This window comes from Streptomyces sp. XY006, from assembly GCF_002237655.1.
Classification (GTDB): domain Bacteria; phylum Actinomycetota; class Actinomycetes; order Streptomycetales; family Streptomycetaceae; genus Streptomyces; species Streptomyces levis.
Genome location: NZ_NOKT01000006.1, coordinates 165296 through 182442, shown reverse-complemented (window position 1 = coordinate 182442; position 17147 = coordinate 165296). Strand labels below are relative to the sequence as shown.

The 17147-nt window shown below is 73.0% G+C and carries 3 protein-coding genes; all 3 read right to left on the bottom strand.

The genetic code is table 11. The features are described from left to right. Positions 1-106: 106 nt before the first annotated feature. The 3 genes from CHR28_RS09585 to CHR28_RS09575 all read right to left on the bottom strand — a co-directional run bounded on the left by CHR28_RS09585 (position 107) and on the right by CHR28_RS09575 (position 17053). Complete coding sequence (locus tag CHR28_RS09585) at positions 107-16135, bottom strand: WXG100-like domain-containing protein (RefSeq protein ID WP_143655796.1); 16029 nt, start codon at positions 16133-16135, stop codon at positions 107-109. A gap of 81 nt (positions 16136-16216) precedes the next feature. Continuing rightward, on the bottom strand, positions 16217-16594 hold the full coding sequence (locus tag CHR28_RS09580) for a hypothetical protein (protein ID WP_094053086.1): 378 nt from the start codon (positions 16592-16594) through the stop codon (positions 16217-16219). 3 nt (positions 16595-16597) lie between these two features. Further along, positions 16598-17053, bottom strand: a complete 456-nt coding sequence (locus tag CHR28_RS09575; protein ID WP_094053085.1) for a YbaB/EbfC family nucleoid-associated protein — start codon at positions 17051-17053, stop codon at positions 16598-16600. Positions 17054-17147: the final 94 nt, after the last annotated feature.

Genomic DNA, 17147 nt, shown 5'->3' with positions numbered 1-17147 from the left:
CACACGCAGGACGCCTTCGAGCAGGGAGCCTGGCACACGACCGGAGCCCAGTACACCCACGTGCACGACGTTTATGTACGTGAACGGCGGGTCGGGTAGGTGGGCTTCAGTGGGAGCCGGTCTGCTGGATGCTGTCGCCACGGTTGTTCAGGGCGATGTAGGTGCCGATGCGACGGAAGTCGTTGATCACGCCGAAGAGGCTCTTGTTCGTCGGCAACAGAGCCCTCAGGGCGGGCTTGTCGGCCAGGCGGGCGTCCAGCATCTCCTTGTAGGCGTTGTAGACCCGCGCCGTGTAGTTGGGTTCCTTCGCGGCGTTCATCCGGTAGTCGTTGGTGACCGCGATGGACGCCAGGTCCATGAGGTAGCAGTCGAACAGGTCGGTGACGTCCGAGGCCTTCGCGCCCTCTTCTCCCGACTGCGCCTGCCGGGCGAGGGTCTCGGCCATCTCCACGACGATGGTCCGGTAGATGCCGTGCCGCGTGCTGCTGGGGAAGGCCGCCATGATGTGGTCCGCCTGCCCGGCGCCCCGGGTGCTCATGGTGCGGGGCGTGGCCAGATCCGCCAGCCCCGGCACGGGCAGCGGAATGTCCTGGAACATCGACTCCTCGTCGGGGATGTTCCCGTTGCGGGAGGCGAGCGGGTGCAGGCCGATCTCATGGGCCAGCATGCCCATGAGGTAGCCCGTGTCGTACTTCTCGAAGTAGTAGCTGGCCAGATTGATCTGCACGCCCTCGTCGCCCATGTCCCGTACGTCGGCGGGAGTCTCCGTGGTGCGGACGTGCAGGGTGATGCGGACGGGACGGGAGCCGACGTAGGCCCGGATGGTCGGGTGCTCCCGGAGCAGCTCGATGACCCGGACGGCCTTGTCGCGGTACTTCCCCTCGGTGTGCCTGAGGTTGGTGAACTCGTAGTTCCCCGACCGGAAGGGGGTGGCGACCGGCTGCGGGGCAGCGGGGCCGGGGTCGGGGCCGGGGTCGGCGTTCTGCGGCATCTGGGCCGGCACTTCCGTGGCCGGTGTACCGCTCGTGGGGGCGTCGGCAGAGGGCAGGGAGACGGGGTCGACCCAGACGGCGGAGCGCGGGGTCGCAGTGGCTCCGCCTCGGGTCTCCGCCCAGGTCCGGTCCGTGTCCTGCTCGCCGGAGCCGGGCAGGGGCTCGACGTCGCCGATCAGTGCCTGCAGCAGCTGCAGATGACGGCCGCGCAGACCGGCCGCGGCGAGAGAGGCGTCCTCGGGAGCCTCCTCCAGGGCGCCGAGGAGGCTGCCGGGGATGTGGGGACGGTGCGGGGTGTCGGCGTCGCGGTACTCGTCGCGCAGACCGAGCTGATGGGTGAGCTCGTGCACCAGGTGGACGGGGTCGGCGTCGGTCCACCAGGTCGTCTGGTCCATGGTGCGGTCGAGGCCGGCCAGGTCCACGGTCAGGTGCGGCGACTTGCCGGTGGTGCCGGCTCCGGCGGCGGGGTCGACGCGTTCGACGGTGATGTGGAGGCGGTCGCCACCGGGGAGGAGGTGGCCGGGGGCGTTGAGGAACTCGTGCACGCCCGCCTGGAGCTGGGCGAAGACGCGGGCGGCATCGTCGTCCGTGCCGCGCAGGGCGATGCGGACGGTGAGGTCGGTGACGGGTTCGCCGTCGTAGGTGAACCGGCGGGCGTCGAAGCCCGAGCGGACGACGAACCGCGGACGCCGGTCGCGAGCCCTGCGGGGTGGAGTGTCGCTGGTGCTGGTGCTGGTGCTGGTGCTGGTGCTGGTGGCGGTGCCGGATGCGGCGGGCGACGGCGCCGGGTTGTCGGCCGCGGGGGCGAGGCGGGGGCGGGTCCCGCCGGAGTCGCCGCCCTGCTGCGGTGGGGCGGTCTGGATGCTGTCGCCCTGGTTGTTGAAGGCGAAGCTGGCTCCGAGGCCGAGGAAGTTGTTGGTGACGTTGTACCAGCTCTTGTTCGCAGGCAGCAGGTCCCGCACGGGGCTGTCGGCCGGCAACTGCGCGGCGAACTGCTCCTTGTAGGCGTTGTACACCCTGGCCGTGTAGCGGGGTTCCCAGGCCGCGTCCTTACGGCGGTCGTTGGTCACCGCGATGGTGGCCAGGTCCATCAGGTAGGTGTCGACGAGGTCGGTGACGTCCTTGGCCTTGGCGCCCTCCTCGCCGTTGCGGGCGTCCTCGGCGAGGACGTTGGCCATGGTCAGGACGATGTCGCGGTAGATCCCGTGGCGGATGGTGTGAGGGAAGGCGGCCATGATGTGGTCGTCCTGGCCGGCGCCCTCGGTGTTCATGAAGCGGGGTTCCTTGAGCGTCTCCAGGCCAGGGACCAGCAGAGGCATGCCCCGGTAGAGGTCCTCCTCCTCGGGGATCTTCGTGTTCCGGCCGGCGAGGGGGTGGAGGCCGATCTCGTGGGCGAGCATGCCCATGATGTAGCCGGTGTCGTACTTCTCGAAGTAGTAGCTCGCGAGATTGATGTCGACACCGTCGTCGCCGCGGTCGGTCACGTCGGCAGGCGTCTCCGTCGTCCGCACGTGCAGGGTGATGCGGACGGTCCGATCACCCACGTAGTCGCGGATCGTGTCGTGCCTGCGCAGCAGCTCGATGATGCGGATCGCCTTGTCGCGGTACTTCTCGTTCGTGTGCTTGAGGTTGGTGAACTCGAAGTTCCCCGACTTGAACGGGGCGAGGACCGGCTCCGCTGTGGCAGGCGTGGTGTTGTTGGATTGCGGCATACGGGGCGCGACGACGCCGGTGGTGGCCGGTGCGGATGCGGTGGGTTGCTGGATGCTGTCGCCGCGGTTGTTGGTGGCGATGGCGGTGGCGAGTTGGGTGAAGTTGCGGGCGACGCCGAACAGGGTCTTGTTGGAGGGCAGGAGGTTTTTGAGGGTGGTGTTGTCGCCGAGGGTGTCGCGTAGTTGGTCTTTGTAGGCGTTGTAGACGCGGGCGGTGTAGTTGGGTTCTTTGACGGCGTTGAGTCGGTAGTCGCTGGTGACGGCGATGGAGGCGAGGTCCATCAGGTAGGTGTCGAACAGATCGGTGACGTCCTGGGTTTTGGCGCCGGGGACGCCGGCGCGGGCGCGGCGGGCGAGGACGTCGGCCATGTCGATGACGATGCTGCGGTAGAGGCGGTGGCGGATGGTGGCGGGGTAGGCGGCCATGATGTGGTCGCGCTGGCCTGCCGTTTCGGTGTTCATCACGCGCGGGGGGTTGAGGTCGGTCAGTCCCGGCACGGTCAGGGGCATGCCCTGGTAGGCCTCCTCCTGTTCGGGGATGTCGGGGTCCCGGGACGCCAGGGGGTGGAGGCCGATTTCGTGGGCGAGCATGCCCATGATGTAGCCGGTGTCGTACTTCTCGAAGTAGTAGCTGGCGAGGTTGATGTCCACGCCGTCGTCGCCGCGGTCGATGACGTCGGCCGGGGTCTCCGTCGTCCGTAGACGCAGGGTGATGCGGACCGTGCGGTTGCCGATGTAGTTCCTGATCGTGGTGTGCTCGTCGAGCAGTTCGGCGATGCGGACGGCCTTGTCGAGGTAGCGGTCCGTCTGGTTGAGGTTCGTGAACTCGAAACGGCCCAGCTTGAACGGCCGCAGCAACGGCTCCGCGGCCGTGGACGGTGTGGCCGTGCCGGTGCCGGACAGCGTGCTCAGGTCGGTCGCCTCTTCCTCCTCCTGGATGGTCGGCTCAGGGGCCGGGGTGCGTGGCAGGAGGGGGACGACGTCGCCGCCGCGGCGGCGCAGGCGCAGGTGCGGGCTGTCGGAGGACGGGCCCGCGTAGGTGTGGGCGGTGCCGTTCTCCTCGATCAGGGTGATGGTGGTGCCGGTCGCGGCGGCGGCCCACCGCGCCACCGCACGGTCGGCCTCAGGGCTCCACGGGGCTTCGGACAGGTGCCGGCGCAGATGCCCTTCGAGGGCCTCGGGGCTCGGTGCGGGGGCGCCCCGCCTGGTGCGCAGGGGCGGGGGCGAGAAGAGCGTGGCGCGTTCGGCCGGGTCGCCGGGCAGGCCGTTGAGTCGCATCAGCAGCGAGGGTGTGGCGTCGGCGCGGGTGCGCAGGCGTGCTGCCTCGCGGTGGTGCAGTCCGGGCTGCTCGGCGGCCTGGCGCAGGGCGGTGGAGAGCGCGCCGAAGAAGCCGTTGCCCCGGCCGGTGTGCGGTCCCTGGGTGTAGGTGGCGCCGTCGGGTGCGGTGAGGACGCCGTCGCGGTCGAGGCGGTAGCGCGGGCCGGAGGTTGTGGCGGGCGGCATCCAGGGCGGCGTGGAGTGGCTGCGGTGCGGGGTGGGCCGCGGGGCGGCGGTGTCCGTACCGGGAGTGGTGAGGGCGGGGGCCGGCAGTGGTGTGGTGACCGGGGGCGGGGTGCCCGGGGGCAGGGCGGCGTGGAAGAAGTCGCCGGCGGCGAACAGGACCGGGTCGGTGGCCGGTCGTACGGTGGCCGGATCGGTGCCGTGCGGGAGGAAGAGCTGACTGCGGCCTTCGCCGGTGACGACGGTGAGGGGCGTGCCCAGGACGCGGGCGGCGAGGGCGGGCAGCAGGTCGGCGCCGCCGTGGTCGCCGGCACGGCGGCCGGGCGGGGTCTGCTCGCCGTCCACCGGCTGGGCGCCGGTGTCCTGCCGTGGTTCGCTCGCGAACGGGCGGGACAGGGCGAGGACGGCCAGGGCGACACGCTGGTCGGGGGTGGGCCAGAAGGTCTGCGGGAGACGTCCGAACGCGTCGAACTCGGCCTGCTGGGCCGGGGTGAACTGAAGCCCGGCGGTGTCGATCTCGTCCTGGGTGAAGGTGTCGGCGGAGTCCAGGGCGAGCGAGTCGAGCAGGTCGTGATTGCTGTCCTCGCCCAGTGCCCAGGCGAGGCGGTCGCGTGCGGCGCCCACGGCCTCGGCGGTGATCGCGGGGTCACCGGGGGCGGCGCTGAACCGGTCGGCGAGGTCGGTCCCGAGCAGATGGGCCAGTCGGCCCCGGTCGGCCGCGACGGCGAGCAGCGCGTGGAAGAACGAGGCGCCGTCGTGCGGCACGTCGTGCACCTCGCGCACGGTGGCGCCGTCCGGTGAGGTGAGGATGCGCGGAGTGGAGTCGGTTGCGGCGCTGACGGTGTAGGGGACGGGTGCCTCGGAGCGCCAGGCCGGCTCGGTGTAGGCGGGCCGTTCCGGTGCCGGGGTGGTGGACTGGCCGCGGTGGTGGGCTGTGAGGCGGGTCGCGGCGAGGTGCAGGCGGTGGTGCTCCGCCGCGGCGGCGTCGGTGCGCTGCTCCCAGAGACGGGCCTCGTCTCGGGCGGCCTGCCAGGCGGTGACGGCCGGTGAGGTGGGCACGGAGGCCGGGTCGGTGGAGGGGGCGCCGAGCGCTGCCTGTTCCTGCGGGGTGAGGTCGAGCCAGGTGTCGCGGGCGCGTGCGCGGGCGTCGTAGTAGCGCTGTTCGGCCGTGGCCAGGTCGGCGGCGGCTTTCGCCTGGGCGTCCCAGGCGGCGCTCACGTCGTCGGGGTAGGTGGTGTCGTCGAGGAGGCCGTAGTCGCGGGCGATGTCCTCGCGCAGCCAGACCAGGGCGGTCGTGCGGGCCTCCGCCGCGCGGGGGCCGCGCCGGGCCTTGCCGAGGGCGTGCAGCGGGCGGCTGTCGGTCACCTGGTGGTGCACCTCGGAGACCGCCAGCCAGCTCACCGGGACGGCGAAGAGCATGCTGCGGTCGGTGACGACCTTGAGATGGGTGCCGAGGGTGGTGTCCGCCGAGCCCTTGAGGGCGGTGCTGTCGTTCGCGCCGCCGATGGGGACCGTGGCGCCGGGGTTCGTCACACCCGCGTTGCTGTTGCCCGCCAGCGGGGAGGTGCCCACCGCGCCCTCGACGTTGTCGGTGATGCCGGCTTCCAGGGCGTCGGAGGTCTTGCGGCGCTGCATGGCCTCCATGCGCGGCTTGTTCTCCACGGCGAGCAGACGGGCGCCGGTGCGGTGCATCTTCGCGTAGAGGCGGGAGTCGGCGGTGTGGGACTGGCCGAGGAGGCGGGCGGAGGACTGGGTGGGCAGGGGCGAGCCGTCGGGGCCGAGTGCCTCGCGGAAGCCCGCGGTCAGGCCGCCTTGGGAGGTGGCCTCCAACTGGGCCTGGGCGGGGGCCGTGCCCAGGCCGGTGAGCGGGGTGAGGCGGGCCAAGCGCACACGGGCGGCGAGCAGGTCACCGCTGTGGCGGCGGCCGAGGTCGCTGTCGCCGAAGCCGTCGGCGCGGGCGGTGGCGAGGGTGAGGCCGTCCTGCACGTTGGCCGCGCCGAGGATGTCCACGGCGAGGATGCCGGAGCCGATGCGGTCGTCGAAGGGGAGGACGTCGGAGTCGGGGGTGTGGAGGTCGGCGGTGTCCGGGCCTGTCGTGGTGCCGGTGCCGGTGCCGGTGCCAGTGCCCGTGCTGGTGCTGGTGCTGGTGCTGGTGCCCGTGCTGGTGCCAGTGCCCGTGCTGGTGGTCGTGCGCCAGGCGGCGATGGCCTCGGGGCGGGCCCGGTCGGCGGTGAGCAGCGTGACCGCGCGCTCGGGTTCGGGCACCTCCTGCTCGGTGAGCGCGGTGTCGGAGCCGTCGCCGTTCGGGGTGAGCAGGCTGGCCGGGAGGATCTCGTTGAGGGTGCCGACCGCGGCGCCGACCCGGGGGGCGAGGGGCGTGCCGCTCACGTCGGTCATGGTGACCGTCAGCACGTAGCTGGTGACGATCTCGGCGTGCGCCTGGGTCGTGGCGATGTTCGGCATCGCGGTGCTGCCGTGGGTCTCGGTGCGGGCGCTGGAGCGCTGTTTGGCCGCGGTGCCCTGCGCCGAGGGGCTCGCGGTCAGGACGTTGGCGCTGTCGCCCGCGGCGCGCTGGCCGCCGCTGAGCGTCACGTCGGCGCCGCGGTCCTGGGACACGGCGGTGGCGGTGTCGCGGGCGATGGTGCGGTAGTCCTCCAGCTCGAAGCCGGTGCGCAGCCGCTCGACGGTGGTGGTGACCGGGGTCAGCTTGAAGTGGAGCTGGGCCGGGCTGCCGCCGACCGGCAGGTGGTGCGGGCTCCGCCAGGTGCGGTGGCGCACCGGCAGGGTCATGCCGTCGGTGGTCAGTTCGTGCAGATGGGCGCGGAGGAAGTCGGGGGAGAGCCGCTGCAGGACCTGTTCGCGGTCGTGGGAGGGTACGCCGATCTTCTCGAGCTGGGGCAGCAGGTGCTGCGCGGCACGGCTCGCGTCGAGCCGGCCGCTGGGATGGGTGGGGAAGCGCCGGCCGCGCAGGAAGCCGGGCAGCCGGTAACCGCCGCCGAGGTTGCGCGGGGTGGCGGTGCCCAGGCCGTCCGGGGCGAGTCCGGCCTCGATGGCGTCCTGCATGGGCAGGTGGAACATCACCGCGTCGCGCACGCGCTGGAGCGCTGCGGCGGCCCGGCGGGGGGCCAGCCGGCGGCCGAGGTGCTCCGACAGGCGTCCGGCGGCGGAGCTGATCCTGCCGCCTGCGCGGGTGCCGGCCAGGCCCATCGCGGCCGTCCAGCGGTCGCGCACCGCGACGGTCTCGACGGCGTCGGCGACCACCAGGTACATGCGCCCGGCGAAGGTGAGGGTGGTGTTGCGGCCCCGGGTGAGGGTCTGCGCCATGCTGCGGCCGCGGCCCCAGGCGTACTGCAGGGCGGTCGAGTAGCTGCCGACCACCGGCTGCTGCCCGGGGGCCTGCTGGAGCGGCATGTCCGAGCCCTGGAGGCCGAGGGTGGCGTGCGCGACGGTGCTGGCGCTGCCGAGGACGCGGTGCTCGTTGCCGATGGTGGCTTCCAGGCTGGCCGGCTTGGGGTCGCTCTTGACGCGCAGGTTGTGCAGTTCGCCGCGGATCGCGGCCTTGAGGTAGTGGGTCTGCAGCGGTCCCGCGCCGGTCAGACCGGCGATGCGGGAACCGAACGGGCCCAGGTACTGGCCGAGTTGCCCGGCCACACTGAGGTTGGCCATGGCCCGGCGCAGTGCCGTGCGGGCCGGGGCGCCGGGCGCGCCGACGTGCCAGGAGGAGCCGGTGGCCCGGTCGGCGGTGTCCTGCATGAGCTGCTGGCGCTGCGGGCCGCCCTCGGTGCTGAGGACGACGTGGGGTGCGCTGAGCAGCTTGAGGGTGAGGCGCTGGTCGGCGGAGTCCACGCGGGACAACGGGCGGGCGCCGTCGAGGAGTTGGTCCGCCTCGGTGCTGGAGAGCCGGCGTGGCGCGCCGGTCGTGGGAGCGGGCGCGGGCCGGCCGGGCGGCGGATCGGCGGGGGCGTGGCGTTCGGAGCCGTGGGCGGCGGGCACGGCGAGCTCCACCCGGCCCACGGTCTCGCTGCCCTGGGCGAACAGGGGCCGTTCCTCGACCTTGCTGACGAAGACGCCGGCGCCGAGCAGGCCGACGGTGGCCAGGCGCGCCCAGCCCCGGGGGCGGCGGTGTCCTTCGAAGGTGGCGCCCAGTTCCACGCGGTAGCTGTAGAGGTCGGCGCCGTTCTGGAACGTGAGGTGGTCATGGGCGACGGCGACGGTGTTCCGGGTGGCCTTCTGCTCGGTCTTGGCGTAGCGGGCGCCGAGGGTGACGTTGCCGGTCTGGCGGGGCAGTCCGGCCTCGGGCACCTTGTCGTGGTCGCGCGGGGAGATACCGAGTTCGACACCGCCCGAGAGCGTGACGGACGCCTGCTGGCCCTGGCCGGAGATCTCGGTGCCGATGACCGCGTTGCGCAGGGAGCGCTCGCTCATGGTGGTCTCGAACTGCCGGTCGCTGAGCCGGGCCCGCAGGATGAGGGTGTGGTGGCCGCGGCGGACCTTGCCGTCCTCGGTGAGGGTGACCGGGACGCCGGTGGTGGTCAGGTCGTCCAAACTCTGCGCCAGGCTCGGCCGGTTGAGGGCTTCCCGGATCTGACGGTCGTTGTGCAGCGCGGTGCGCATCCGGCCGTCGCCGTACCAGAACTTGGCCAGCCGCGGGTGACGCAGCATCAGCGGCGGGACGAACAGGGACGGGTAGGAGCGGTACAGGGTGTCGAGGACGGCGTCCGTGAAGGCACGCATGGGGTCCGGCGGCGCGGGCTGCTGAGCCGTGTCCTGCAGCGGGGTCTGAGCCTGGATCTGGGCCTGGGCCTGGGCCTGGGGCTGTGGTTGTGGTTGTGGCTGGGCGGGGTCCTGCGGGGCCGGCGGCCGGTTCTGCGAGCCGGGTCGTGGCTGCGGCTGTGCCTCGGTCCCGGGCCGGGGTCGCGCCTGGGTCTCGTTCTGCGTCTGCGGCAGGCCGGTGCCGCCGGAGTGAAGGGTCTGAAGGGTCTGCGGACGGTCGGGGCGGAAGCCCTCCGCGCGGACCTGGCCACTGAGGTGGACGGGGTTCTCCCGGGTGAGGTACCACGGCACGGGCGGCTCGGCGTCCGGGTGAGGTCCTGTCCGGCCCGGCGTGCGGGCGTCCCAGCCCGCGAGGCGACGCGCGTCCTGCGTGGCCATCCAGTCCAGACTGACGACCCGGACCGGGCGTGCCGCCGACGCCGGCTCGCCGGGCATGCGCACCATCAGGGTGCGCTCGACCCGGTACAGCGCCATCGGGTGGTTGCGGATCCGGCCGGTGGTCTTGCGGGCCGCGTCCGCGCCGAGGTAGTGGCCGCGCCCGCTGGTGAGGTCGGCGCGGACCAGCGGCCCGCCCTGGAGGCGTACGTCCGTCTCCGGGCCCACGAGGGTGTAGTTGGGGCCCGCGGTGACCTGGACGCCGAAGCGGGTGTCGCGGACGTGCCCGCGCTCGTTCTGGTAGGTGGTCTGGGTGAGGTCGCGCAGTTCCGCCTTGACCGACTCGGTGACCAGGGTGGCCCGGTGCGGCACCGACCGTTCGACGATCAGGTGGCCCAGCGGATGCTGGCCGCTGCCGCGGGTCAGCTCGGGCCCGGTCACCGGGCCCGTCATCCGCCCGAACAGGGCGAGCAGCCGGGTGGGGCGGACATAGGAGACCACCGTGCGGTGCGCGGAACTGCCGGGCCGGGCGGTGGAGATCGCCAGTGCGATGTCCTCCGGCGGGTCGATCAGGTGCAGGCCGGTGATGTCGGTGACCCGCGGCTCCGTCCCGTCCGGGAAGCTGAGCGTGCGAGGAGCGCGGCGCGGGCCCTGGAAGGGCACGGTGAGGTCGTCCGGCAGCCGCCAGCTCAGTCCGTCGCGCATGCCGAAGCCGGCCGAGTGCACCTGCGTGCGCCGCCACGCCGGGCGCGGGGCGGCGGAGCCGGGCTCGCCGGTCGCGTCCGGCGGTGCGGCGGTCTTCGGGGCCTCGGTGACGCGGTCCACGCGTACGCGGTAGTACACGTCGTCTAGGTGCAGGTGGGAGCCCTCGTGGGCGCGCCACTCGGTCTGGTTGTACGCCTGGGTGCCCTGGGCGTAGTCGGTTCTGCGGGTCCAGCCCAGGGAGACGCCGATCTTCAGCAGCCAGTTGAGCGGGGGGCCCATGCTGAGCGCGCCGGCGATGCGGCGGCCGAAGCCGACGCTGCGTCCTCCGCCGGTGCCCGCCTGGCCGCGCCGCATGGTGTCCAGGCGTGTCGTGCCGCCGTTGACGTCGGAGAAGCGTTCCCAGCGGTGGTAGGGGACGGCTTCGACGGTCATCTCCAGGCCGACGCCGGACTTCTCGCGCCCGACGAGCCGGGCACCGCGCGGGGCGGTGAAGACGCTGGGCTGGTCGGTCAGCAGGCGCAGCAGTTCCGCCTCGTCGAAGCGGGCGCGCAGGTTCTTGGGCAGGGCCCCGATGATCTGCCGGGCCACCAGCTCGGGCGAGCGGAGTGTGGTGACGCCGGGGCCGTTGAAGAGTCCGGTGGGGCCGGTCCGTGCCGGTCCGTCGGCCGGGGTGCCGTCGCCGGGGTCGCCGTCGGGGTGGAGCAGGACGGCGGGCAGCCGACTGCCGTCGGCGAAGGTGACGGTGCGCGGCGCCGGGCCCGGCGGCGGGGCGTCCGGGCCGGTCATCAGGCGGGCGGGGCGGTGTCGTTCGAGCTGGGTCTCCAACGGGACCGGATCGCCACGGTCGGGCGTCTCGGTCTCCTCGGGGCTGTCGTCCGTCGTCTGCTCGACCGGCTTGGTGCCGCCGGAGTCCTGCCCGGTGAGGTCCGCCCCGACGGAGACCTGGGGGACCTCCTGCGACGGATCCTGCGGGAGCGGGGACGGGAGCGGGGACGCGGTGGCCGGGGCCTCGGACGCGGCCGGGTCCGCCACGGGTGGAGGCGGTGTCGTGGTCGGGGTCGGGAGCAGGGCGTCGAAGTGGTCGGTGCCGTTGTACGCCAGGTGCAGGGTGCCGCCGCTGCCGCCGGGGTGCAGCGACGTGACGGTCGAGCCGCCCGTGCGCGGGTCGGGCTGCACCAGCCGCAGATCCAGGTCCAGGGTGTGGGCCAGGGCTTCCGGGAGCAGGTCGGCGAAGGGCGAGGCCCACAGGCCGGGGTGTTCGGCGGCCGCGGCGACCAGGGCGCCCGGGCCGAGGCGGCGGGCCTCGGCCGGCGTGGGGGCGATGTCGGCGAGCTGGGGGTAGTCGCCGGCGCGCAGCAGCTGCCGCCACCTCTCGGGGTCGCCCCGGGTGACGACGGCTCGGGCGATGTCGTTCCACTCGGCGGTGATGCGCGCGCGCTCGTCGGCGTCGTCCACCCCCGCCAGGGCCCGCATCCGCAGATCGTCCACGACGGAGTACACCGGGTCCGGGAACGCCAGGGCGGCGGCATGGCCCAGCTCGGTGTTCGCGATCCGGTCGCGCAGCAGCCGGCGCAGGCCTGCGATGTTCCGCGCCGCCCACGCGGGCGGAACCGGCCGGCTGCGGGCGCTGTCGAGCAGTGCCCTGAAGAGGCAGTTGCCGCCGCCGGGCGTGTCCAGTCGCGTGAAGGCGTGACCGTCGGCGTGCACCGTGAGGGCGGGCCCGGTACCCGCCTTGCTGAGGGTCAGGTCCTCGGCGAGGCTTTCCGCCCGGCCGGGGGTGGGGGCCAGGTCGGGTCTGCGACGGGCGAGTTCGGCCGTGTCCTCCGGGCTGAGGGCCAGCTCGGAGAGCGGCAGCGGAGTGTCGGACAGCGACCAGGTGATCTGCGCGGACGGCGCGTAGGCCAGTCCGTGCACGTCCTGCGGCGAGACGAGGGTGGTGGGCGGGAGCGCGGGCGGCGGCGGAGGCAGCAGGGTGTCGAGTGTGGCATCGGGGCCCGAGGCGGAGCGCAGGCCGGCCGCGGCGCGCAGGAACCGGGTGTACTGCTCGCGGGTGGGCCCGTTCGCGGGGCCGGTGCCGGGGTTCTCGGTGGTACCGCTCCAGTCGGTGACCATCCGGCGGAGCAGGTCAGGAGTCATGCGGCCGTCGCCGTAGCGGGGCGCGGTGTCGGGGCTGCGCCAGCGCAGGCTGTCCACCAGGGCGAGACCCGCGAGCAACTCGCGATTCTCCGGGCGCTGCTCGGCGCCCGGGCCCAGTGCGTCCCGCAGCGTGCGGATCTGCTGGAGAGTGCGGGCGAGCGTGAAGGCGTCGGCCGGTTCGGGGCCGGTGTGCAGTCCGGCGTCGCGGGCCAGCTGGTCGAGGCGGGCGCCGGTGGGTTCGGGAGTGAACAGCCGCCAGCGGCCCGGCCCTTCGGGACCCTCGGTCAGAACGGCGCGGACGTTGCCGTCGCGGTCGCGGGCGGTGCCGACCTCGGTGGTCGGGGCGTACACCGGCCGCCCGGTGCGGTTGGCGACGTGCTGGGCGACGGGCAGGCCGGCGATCTGCGGCTGCCGTCCCGTCTCACAGGAGAACAGGACGATGGGCCGGTTCGTATCGCCGTCCCGCGACCAGGACTTGAGGACCTCGCCGAGCTGGACGCCGCTCACCTTCACGGTGGGGTGCGCGGCAAGCTCGGTGCCGAGCGTGACGGTACGGGAAGTGCCGTGCCCGGCGAAGTAGTCGGCGCCGCCCTCGGTGCCGGAGCCGGGCAGCGGGGTGGGCGGGCCCGTGAAGACGGTCCGGGGCACGTCGGGTGTGGCCTCGGGATCCGGGGCCGGGGGAGGGGGAGTGGAGACGGGAGTGGAGATGGTGCGCACGCCACGGAAGGTGTCCTGCCCGAGGAGCGCGCGGCGCCCTTCGCTGTGCGCCGTCCCGTCCTCGGTCGGGCTCTGCGAAATGGTCAACGTCCGTACGGCGCGGCCGGGTTGTGGCTGTGTGGTGGTGTCGGACACCCAGCGGCGGAGCTGCGTGACGGGCACGGTGTGGCCGGTGAGGGTGGTGACGACCTGCTGTCCCTGGGGCCGCGTCGTCGTGCTGTCGGCTGCGCCGCCTGTGCCCTCCGCAGGCCGCACGATGACCCGCGCGGGCGCCGGGGTGGCGGGAGCGGGGGCTTGGGAGGGCTCGTTGTCCGGTGTCGTCGGTGTCGTCGGTGTCGTCGGTGTCGTCGGTGTCGTGGGTGTTGTCGTTGGCGGGGGTGGGGCGGTGCCGTCGCCGGATTCCAGGTGGAGGCCGGTGGCGGGTTCCGCCCACGGGCGCGAGAGGGTGGCGAGCTTGGCCGCGGCGGGGAGGTCGAGGGCGGTGTCCACCGTCGTCCGGGTGCCAGGTGCCGGGGACTTGGCCTCGGACAGCACCTTGGCCGCCACGGGGTCCGTGGCCGGGGACGTCGACTCGGTGCGGAGAGGCTTCTCGCTCGGCGGGGGTGTGCTGTCGGCGCTGTCCGAGGTGGTGGTGGGGAGTTTCGGTCCGCTCTCGGTGGCGGGCCGGGGCGTGGGGCCGGTTGGTGCGGGTGCCCCGAGGGCGTCGGCGAGCGGCAGCAGCACGTCGGAGCCGGGGAAGGCGGCGTTGGTGTCCGCGTCCAGGTGCGTGTCCGCTGCGGCGGTGGGCGGCGGGCTCGCGAGCTTGCGTACCTGGACGGGCTGGCCCGGTCCTTCGCGAGTGAGCTCGACGGCCGCGCGTACCGGACGCCCCGCTGCGTCCGTCGAGCTCGGCGGTCCGAGCACGACGGCCCGGTCGGTGCCGGCGTCGTCCAGCAGGACTGCGGCTTCGGGCGATCCCTGCACCGGCGGCGGCTGCTCGGAGACGACGACGGTGAGCGGTGACGGGGTGGGTTCGGTGAGGACGGGCCCCCCGAGCTCCTTGTCGGCGGAGTCGGCTGCCGTGGCGTGGTTCTCCGGCGTGGTGAGTACGTCGCCGGGGGAGGGGGCGGTGTCGGAGGAGCTGGTCGTCGTCACCTTTGGCGCTGCGGACGCGAGGCCGTCCGGTGTACGGGCGTCCTGGGACGACGAGGAGGCGGGTGCCGATGTGCCTCCGGTGGTGACGCCGCCCGGCTTGGCTCCGGCTCCGGCTCCGGTGCTGGTGCTGGTGCTGGTGCTGGTGCCGGTGGCGGTGCCGGTGCCGGTGGCGTTCTGCGTGGCAGCAGCGGTCTGTGCGCCGGAGGTGGGCGAGCTGGTGGCGGCGGGACCGGTCGCCGTCTGGGGCGGAGGCGTCTGCGCCTGATCCTGGCTGACCCCGCTGGTCCGGCTGTCCTGGCTGTCTCGGCTCACCTGATCCTGGCTGGCCGGGGTGTCCGCGGCGAGCGTGATGTCGCCGGACAGCGGCGCGTCGACGGTGACCGGCACTCCGAGCGAGTCGAGGGCACGGCGGACGTCATCGGTGTCGATCTGAGCGGTCGGGCTGTTCCCCGTCGGCACCACCCGCACCTCAGGCCGCTGCGCCAAGCTGTCGTGCAGGGCGTCGCGCACGCCGATCTCGGTGCTGCCGGGGGACTGGGTGCCGCGAAGCGCGGCGATGTCGCGCAGCGCCTGTTCGCGTATCTCGGGTGTGCCGTGGTGGACCTGCTGCCACAGCGCGTTCTCGGCCGCGGTCACCGGCAGCGGGCCGGGGGAGTACGCCGGTGGGTCGACGCTCGTGTACGGCGGCGGGGGCGAGCCCGCGGTGAAATCGGCGGACGGCGAGAGACTGCCGTCCAGGGTGTCCGAGCCGGTGGTTGGCGTGGGAGCGGGCGTGGAGGTGCCGCCGCCGGGGGCGTCCTGGGAGGAGCCGCCGGTGCGGTCGCCCTCGCCCTTGCCGTCGCGGGAGCGTGTGGCATCGGTGGTGTCGTGGCCGCCGCCCGGAACCGTGGGCGGCTGGACGCGCAACTTGTCGATGGCGTGGCGCAGTTCCGCGCCGCTGTTGATGGCGATGTCCGTGAGGGTCGCCTCGACCTGGCTGCTGATGCCCGCGCCGACGAAGGTCGACCAGCTCGTGGACCAGTCGCCGTCGAAGGCGCCCTTGATCAGGATCTCCGCGAGGGCTTCGCCGGAGCCGGCGGCGAGGAAGTCGGCGGTGCCCTTCAGCCCGTAGTGGCCGGCCAGCGCGCCCGGCCGGTCGGCGTTGTGGCGCAGAAGCTGGTTGTTGCGCCACAGGGTGGGGTTGTTCCGGAAGGAGAGGGGGCCGTCCCGGAAGGTGGTCGGGGTGTCGCGGTGCGGGGTCGGGCCGTTCGGGGAGGGGCCGTTCGGCGACGGATCCGGGCCGGGACGGTCCTTCGGTGTGTGGTCGAGATGGGGGCCGGGACCGGTCTTCAGGTCGAGGTTCGGGGGGTTCTTGAAGCTGCCGTCGGGGCCGTTCTTGAGGAAGTTGTGGTCGTAGCTCTTGACGATGCTCTTGGCGAAGTCGTCGAAGATGCTGGTGAACAGGCCCGCGGCGGCGCCGAACGCGGCGGACTTGAGGATGTCGTTCCAGTCGAAGCCGTCGGGGCGGCGGCCGTTGGGGGCGAAGTTCATCATCGCCAGCCGCACCGCGAAGGTGGTGAACGCCTCGGCGAAGGCCTCCGTCAGGGACGGCGCCAGGTGCAGCCGCTGCAGCAGATGGCTGAGCGTGGTGAGGATCATGAAGCGGCTGCGCAGCTTGGCCATCATGATCTGGCTGGCCGAGGCGCCGCCGGTGAAGAAGGACATCGCCAGGTAGATGGCGATCTCGATGAGCAGCCGGATGACCTCGGCGATGACCTGCCACTTGGACTCCATGATGTCCATGGAGGTCTTGCGCCGGCCTTCGGCGATCTTGTCGAGCTGCTCGGCGAACTCGCGCAGGTAGTTCTTGCCGCCGTCGTCGATGAGCATGCCCATCGCCTTGGCGTACGACTTGGCCAGGTCGTCCGGCATGGACTCGGCGATGTCGTGGATCGACTTCTCGATCAGCGAGGACAGCCGGTCGAGTTTGCGGCCCAGCCCGGAGTAGGGCGTGCGGCTGTCGTAGGCCAGGTCCTCGTCGGCGTCGATGAGCTTCTCCCCGGTGAGGATGAAGATCATCGCGTTGACCTCGGGCGATGCCTGCAGACTCATCGGGGGCCGCCCTGAGCGGTGTGCGGGCAGCGCGGGGCGGCCGCTCCCGGCGCGGTGCGGGAGCGGCCGGTACGGCTCGGGTCAGCGGCGGCCATGCCCGGTCGGGCCCCCGTCGCCGTTCAGCCCGTCGGTCTCGATCCGGCTGTTGCGCTGCTCGATGCCCTCGATGTTGCGGTCGCGGGTGTCCTTCATCATCCGCACCTGGGCGAGGGTGGCGTCGGTGATGCCCACCAGGGCGTCGCGGATGGACATCATCGTGTCCTTGGTGGTCTGCCGCTCCTTCTGCTCCTGCGGCTTGGCCTTCTCGGCGAACTCCCCTTCGGTGCCGGGCCAGCGGACCGTGGGCGCCAGCTCGTCGAGGAACTCCTCGGTCATGCTCCGGGCGAGGGAGCCGATCTCCTCCAGCTGTCCGGCCAGCGCCTCGATACGGTGCGGGTCGACGTAGTACCGCTGTCCCACCGCTCAGTCCTCCCCGTCCTCGTCGAGCGCGTCCCGCCAGGCGGGGCCCTGCTCGGCGCCGCGTGCCGTGTCCTCGTCGTCGTCGCGCAGCACCTCGGGGCCGAAGATCCGCTCCCAGTCGACCTCGAAGCCCTTCAGCTCGGGCACGTTGCTGCTGGGCTCGGTGAAGGGAGCCATCGCCTTCATCACGTGCCGGTTCATCTTCAGTCGCGCCGCACCGGCCGCCTCCAGGACGCTGGCGGCCAGCTCCTGCGGAGACATGTCGCGGTACTTGTGCTCCAGGAACTCGATCCCGGTCAGTTCGCCCTGCGGGCCCACGGTCGCCCTGACCGCGCGGTCGGAGGAGAGCACCGCGAACGACGCCTGCCGCAGCTCGCGTTCGGTGCGTGCCACCGCCTCCTGGGCTGCCTGGAGCTCGGCCATCGCCTTCTCCAGGCGCTTCTCCAGCGGTTCCGTCACGCTCGCCCCCTCCCTTCTGCGTCCATCCGTGCGTGCGGGCGGACGTCCGTCCCCGTCACTCGGTCCGGCCGCCCGGACCGTCAACTGTCCTGCT